Raw genomic sequence first — 5,954 nt, 5'->3', positions numbered from 1 at the left:
AGCACAAGTGGTTCCAGCTTTTCGGGAAGCGGGCGGCGGGTAGCGGGTAGCGTCTGTAGAAATGTCGAAGTTATTTCAGGACAGCTCCTTAATATCGTAAACGCCATAAATCAAGTGCTCTGACCGCATGAATGCACTATTATGGTGCGATTAAAATTGATAAGCCGGAACGAACGTTAAACATCTTTTCGATGTTATCCATCGATAGGGCTCGGATAGTGTGTTAGGCAGGTTGGCAATTACGCAGCAAAAAATCTGGCTTGCCATAACATAAAGGCTGGTTTGGTTTTTGCATTAACGAAAGCCAATACTGTTTTCATCAGACTCCCGGAGCCTGAAATGTACGGTAAAAATAATAACAATACTTGACCATGAAGCAGCTTTTACCCGGCTCTTTGGCAGCGATCATCCCTGAAACAGGAACTATGCAAAACATCATTCTGGATAACCTCAATACCGTGGTAATAGTGCTCGATCGGGAGTTTCGGGTGATTACCCTGAATCCGGCGGCAGAAACCCTGCTGGATACCAGTTTGAAACGGGTTCTGCACCAGCCGGTAACTACGGTGATTCCTGAAGAAAACTTCAAGGCTGACCTGGATCGCAGTCTGAGTCAGCATCAGCGGTTTACCCGTCGGGAAACCGACTTTCCCATCAATGGTGAGATGATTAATGTGGATTACAGCATTTCACCGATCAACTGTGGGGAAGCAAGGCTGCTTCTGGAAATCAATCCCCGTGACCGGGTGCAGAAAATTTCACGGGAAGAGTCGCTGATCGCCACGCAGGAAACCTCCAGAATCCTGGTCCGGGGGCTGGCTCATGAAGTGAAAAACCCACTTGGCGGTATTCGTGGTGCAGCTCAGCTACTGACCAGGGAGCTGGATAACCAGGAGCTGAAAGAATTCACCGGGATTATTATTCAGGAAGCGGATCGGCTGCGTGACCTGGTCGACCAGATGCTGGGGCCGCTGCAGCCACCGAAGATGCAAGGCCTGAGTATTCATGAAGTACTGGAACGGGTGATGCAGTTAATCAATGCCGAAACCGGTGGAGAACTCAGGCTCAAGCGAGACTATGACCCAAGTATTCCCGAGATCCCGGGTGACTTTGAACGGCTGATACAGGCCATTCTCAACCTGGTGCGCAATGCCATGCAGGCCATTGATCAGGCCATGCCCCGTTCTGCAGGCCTGATCACCCTGAGAACCCGTATTGCCCGTCAATTTACAATCGGCACCCGGCGACAGCGGCTGGTTTGTCACCTGTCGATTATTGATAACGGACCCGGCATTCCTCCTGATCTGATCGACAATATTTTCTACCCCATGATCAGCGGACGGGCTGATGGCACTGGCCTGGGGTTACCCATGGCACAGTCCATCATCAGTCTGCATCAGGGGCTGATCGAGTGTGAGAGTAAGCCGGGTGAAACCATTTTTAATGTATTTTTACCCATCACCAGAGAACCACTTTGGCTGGATATGACACAGGAGTGAAGTATGAGTATGAGTTCCAAAGTCTGGATTGTGGATGATGACCAGGCAATACGCTGGGTTCTGGAGCGGGCCCTGAATTCAGCAGGCATCGAAACACAATCCTTTGATGCGCCGGAAAAAGTACTGGCGGCGCTGGAGCACAGCGAACCACAAACCCTGATCAGTGATGTTCGCATGCCGGGAATGAACGGTTTGCAGCTGATGAAGGCCATTCATGAACAGAAACCGGATATTCCCGTTATTATCATGACGGCTCACTCTGACCTGGACAGCGCGGTGTCTTCCTACCAGAGTGGTGCCTTTGAGTACCTGCCGAAGCCGTTTGATATTGATGAAGCGGTAGCCCTGGTCAAGCGTGGTCAGGAGCATCGTCAGCAACAACTGGCTGAGGCACAGGTACCGGAGGCATCTCCCAAAGAAGAAGAGTCAACGGAAATTATCGGTGAAGCCCCTGCCATGCAGGAAGTGTTCCGGGCCATTGGCCGCCTGTCGCACTCCAACATCACCGTATTGATTAATGGTGAATCAGGAACCGGTAAGGAGCTGGTGGCCAAGGCATTGCATCGCCACAGTCCCCGGGCGGACCGATCCTTTATTGCCTTGAATATGGCCGCGATTCCCCGGGACCTGATTGAATCTGAACTCTTTGGTCACGAAAAAGGTGCATTTACCGGTGCCGGAGGCATGCGCCGTGGCCGTTTTGAACAGGCCGGTGGTGGCACCCTGTTTCTGGATGAAATTGGCGATATGCCCGCCGATACCCAGACCCGCCTGTTGCGGGTCCTGGCCGATGGTGAGTTTTACCGCGTGGGTGGGCATACGCCGGTTAAAGCGGATGTGCGTATTATTGCCGCGACCCATCAGAATCTTGAAAAACTGGTGGAAGAAGGCAAATTTCGGGAAGACCTTTATCACCGGTTGAATGTTATTCGGGTACATCTGCCACGACTTCAGGACCGACGTGAAGATATTCCCAGATTGGCACGTTTCTTTCTCGATAAGGCTGGTAAAGAGCTGGAAGTTGAGCCGAAAATCCTTCACCCGGAAACAGCCGATTTTATTGGCACCCTGGACTGGCCCGGTAATGTCCGTCAGTTGGAAAACACCTGCCGCTGGTTAACGGTGATGGCTTCTGGTCGGGAAGTCCTGCCCTCTGACTTGCCCCCGGAGTTGATGGCCAAAGGGCACAGTAACCCTGGGTCGGTAACCGGCTATGGCAGCTGGCAGCAACTGTTCCGCCAGTGGTGTGACCGTGAGCTGGCAGCGGGTCAGGTCGGGATTCTGGATCAGGCGGTGCCCGCCTTTGAAACCACTGTTATTGAAGCAGCTCTGGCCTATACCGGGGGCCGCAAAAAAGATGCGGCAGAGTTACTGGGATGGGGCCGGAATACACTTACACGGAAGATCAAGGAGTTAAGCCTGGAGCCTTCAGCTTCTTTGGAAAAGCCTTCAGCTTCTCAGGAAAAGCCCCCAGCGCATTTGAAAGAAGAGCTGACTGTTTGAACGCCACATTACGCTTGAAGTGCGGGTCAGTAATATAAAACACCGGCACACAATGCCCTGAAGTCACCTTACGCACTAACCTTTCGCTTTGTATTCTAATTTTGTCTTTTAAAAGATCTAAATCAGCGTGGCATACGGAAAAACTCTTCTATCTCTTCTCTGGAGGGTAATCTCCGGGAAGGTAAAGCTGCAATGTGAAGTAACAAGGCCCGATCTATGCGTTCCCCGTTCAATGGACTATTTTCGTGAGGATTATCACCGATAACAGGCGCTGGTTGTACTTCCCTTGCCCCGAGACTGGTTCGGCATAAAGGACAGGTTGTATTACGTGATAGCCAGGTCATCAGGCAGGTATCGTGAAACATGTGTTTGCATGCTTCGATAACCCTGACTTTGCTGCCGGCAAAAGCTGAATAACAAATAGGACAGTTGTCGGTTGTGAGTTGATAAGGTGATGACTGATCATTTGGGCTGAAAGGTGGTGTGATTCCAGGCATATCGTTTATCCCAAACTTTAATATGGAAGAATCTAGACTTTTTTCTACCAATTTAGTTCCCCGTATTTCCGACATATGGAAAGATGACCGGAAGCAAGGTCAATATTTCGTATTTCACACTGCCTATACTGAAAACAGGATGTAGCAGTAAGGCAGTAACATCATGGAAAGGACTCTATCTTTACGCCAGAAAATTGGTGTATTTTTTCTGTTCGGTATACTTACCGTCACTTTGTTGACCAACGTTGAAGCAGCCACCCAGGGAAAACTGGGGAATACCTCCACCGGTTCATTTTCTATTACGCTCATTGTTTATCCGTCCTTGCAGTCTCAAGTTGCCATTGTGGATGAGAGTACAACGGATGAAGACGGTAATCCGGTTATTATTCCGACCAATACGCTGAGCTTTGATCGCCCGGTTTCCCTCTGTGTCTCAGGGCGTGGCTTATCCCAATTCAGCCTGGCCTCCAGCGGTGCAGACGGTGTTGATTTAAGAGTCTCGGAGCCAGCGGGGGAAACCTGGATTACCGAGCAGCCCTCGGCCATGTTTGGTGTTGAAAACGACTGTCGCAACAGTAGCCGTCAATTGATTGCTCGGCCGGTTACCGGCTTTCAGGGGTCAAAACAACCTGCGACATTAATGATCCATGCTGAATAAAACCCATTTGAGATTATTTTTCGGAGTAATAGAACAGGGGATATTGTTCATCCACTGTCGATTCAAAATTGCTTGAGTTATTCAGCGAAGTTTGATTCAGGGCAAACCGGAATTGCCATTATATGTCCATCAAACACCTTGTCAGTGGAACCTGCCTGCTGGCTACCCTTATCGCCAGCTCACAAGCACTGGCGACCATGTCTCTTGATCGTATGATCGTCTACTTCAAGCCAAACCAGCTGCCACGACAGGATGTGGTGGTCTCCAACCCGGATAAAGAAAATCTCTACCTGCAAACCGAAGTGTACAATGTCGTCAACCCCGGTACGCAGCAGGAAGAACGCATTCGGGTGACCGATCCCAAAGACATCAAACTGCTGGCCACATCGGGAAAAGCCATTATTCCACCCAATTTTAAAATCGGTAGTGCCAAAACCGTAGACACAGAAGGTCTGCTCCTGATCAACATTGCTGCAAGCAGTATAATGAATGGTCATATCTTCCAGGCCAGAAATCTGAACCACAGGCTCCAGCTCAATAGAAACAGTAAATTCAAATTCAACGGTGAGCTGAGGACTGGAGCGTTCGGCAATTAAGGTGAACTGGCTTTCGTACCGGTTGGTAAACGCATTGTTGAGACTATCTGATCGCTGGATTTCAGCCCGCAGAATATACTCGTTATTTCTACGCTGTTGATGTTGATGGCCAAAGGGCACAGTAACCCGGGGTCGGTAACTGGCCATGCCAGCTGGCAGCAACTGTTCCGCCAATGGTGTGATGGTGAGCTGGCAGCGGGGCATGTCGGGATTCTGGATCAGGCGGTGCCCGCCTTTGAATCCATTGTTATTGAATCCGCACTGGCCTATACCGGAGGCCGCAAAAAGGATGCGGCAGGGTTACCGGGATGGGGCCAAAATACAATCACCGGGAAGATCAAGGAGTTGAACCTGGAGCCCTCAGCGCCTCCTGAACAGCCCTCAGCGCATCTGAAAGAAGATCTGATGGTTTGATCGCCACAATACGCTGAAGTTCTGGTTAGCAACGGTATTGATCATGATGTCAACGTTAACAGAATTCTGACATTACCGGGCTGGGCAAAAAGTAATAACTTACCATTCGCTTTTAATATTCTAATTTTCTCGTTTAATGGGTCCAAGTCAGAGTGGAAAATGGAGATACGCTTCCACCATGGTTCTTGAGGGAAATCTCCTGCTACCCATTAAAGCTGAACATTAATTTAGCAAGTCCCGATTGGTGCCCTGCCCGGGGCCATTTTCCGGTTGGTCAGGATTATCACCGTTGGCAGGTGCTAAAGCTGAAAGTGGATTTATCAAGTCCCGATTTATGGCCTGCTCATTCAATGGGCCATTTTCCAATGGGTCAGGATTGCTACCGATGGCAAGCCATTCAAGCGATAGTAGTGCTTCTATCCTGTCTCTTGAGGGGTATCCTCTCGCATTCATTAATAATGAAATTTGATTTATCAAGTCCCGATTTAAGTTCTGCCCTGGGCCGGTTTCCGGGAGGTCAGGATTACCACCGATGGCAGACGCTGGTTGTCCGTCCCTTGCCAAGAGACTGGTTCTGCATACAGGACAAGTTCTATTATTCGAAAGCCAAGTCATCAGGCATTCATCATGAATCATATGCATGCATTCTTTGATAACCCTGACCTCTCTTCCGGCAAAAGAGTCAAGACAAACAGGGCACTTATCCGTCGGGAGTTGATAGGGTAATGACAGGTTATCGGGGTTGGTGGGTGGCGTGATTCCGTCCATATCGAATATACCTATAAAG

Annotated in this window: 7 protein-coding genes; 5 read left to right on the top strand and 2 right to left on the bottom strand. The window is 49.7% G+C overall.

The window, feature by feature from the left end; translation table 11 throughout:
• The first annotated feature begins 425 nt into the window (after positions 1-425).
• Both glnL and glnG read left to right on the top strand, forming a co-directional pair.
• Positions 426-1,499, top strand: a complete 1,074-nt coding sequence (glnL, locus tag KDK14_RS11055) for a nitrogen regulation protein NR(II) (RefSeq protein ID WP_257265171.1) — start codon at positions 426-428, stop codon at positions 1,497-1,499.
• Positions 1,500-1,502: 3 nt separating this feature from the next.
• The gene (glnG, locus tag KDK14_RS11050; protein ID WP_257265170.1) at positions 1,503-3,002 is read left to right on the top strand and encodes a nitrogen regulation protein NR(I); all 1,500 of its coding nucleotides are present in this window, start codon (positions 1,503-1,505) and stop codon (positions 3,000-3,002) included.
• 122 nt (positions 3,003-3,124) lie between these two features.
• Here the strand turns inward: glnG and KDK14_RS11045 are convergent, their stop codons facing one another.
• On the bottom strand, positions 3,125-3,499 hold the full coding sequence (locus KDK14_RS11045) for an RING finger domain-containing protein (RefSeq protein ID WP_257265168.1): 375 nt from the start codon (positions 3,497-3,499) through the stop codon (positions 3,125-3,127).
• Positions 3,500-3,662: 163 nt separating this feature from the next.
• On the opposite strand from KDK14_RS11045, the gene KDK14_RS11040 reads away from it, so the two are divergent.
• The 3 genes from KDK14_RS11040 to KDK14_RS11030 all read left to right on the top strand — a co-directional run bounded on the left by KDK14_RS11040 (position 3,663) and on the right by KDK14_RS11030 (position 5,167).
• The gene (locus KDK14_RS11040) at positions 3,663-4,157 is read left to right on the top strand and encodes a hypothetical protein (RefSeq protein ID WP_257265167.1); all 495 of its coding nucleotides are present in this window, start codon (positions 3,663-3,665) and stop codon (positions 4,155-4,157) included.
• Positions 4,158-4,279: 122 nt separating this feature from the next.
• A complete protein-coding gene (locus tag KDK14_RS11035) occupies positions 4,280-4,753 on the top strand; it encodes a hypothetical protein (protein WP_257265166.1) in 474 nt (157 codons plus the stop codon).
• A 105-nt stretch (positions 4,754-4,858) separates the two neighbouring features.
• Positions 4,859-5,167 carry a helix-turn-helix domain-containing protein gene (locus KDK14_RS11030; RefSeq protein ID WP_257265165.1) on the top strand — a complete coding sequence of 103 codons (309 nt, stop codon included), beginning with the start codon at positions 4,859-4,861 and terminating at the stop codon, positions 5,165-5,167.
• Between the two features lie 222 nt (positions 5,168-5,389).
• On the opposite strand, the gene KDK14_RS11025 is transcribed toward KDK14_RS11030, so the two are convergent.
• The coding region (locus tag KDK14_RS11025) for an RING finger protein (protein ID WP_257265164.1) at positions 5,390-5,954 on the bottom strand (565 nt) is incomplete at its 5' end.

This window comes from Endozoicomonas sp. ONNA2 (assembly GCF_024606365.1).
Lineage (GTDB): Bacteria > Pseudomonadota > Gammaproteobacteria > Pseudomonadales > Endozoicomonadaceae > Endozoicomonas.
The sequence above is the reverse complement of the archived record's forward strand: the minus strand, read 5'-3'. Positions and strand labels throughout refer to the sequence as shown.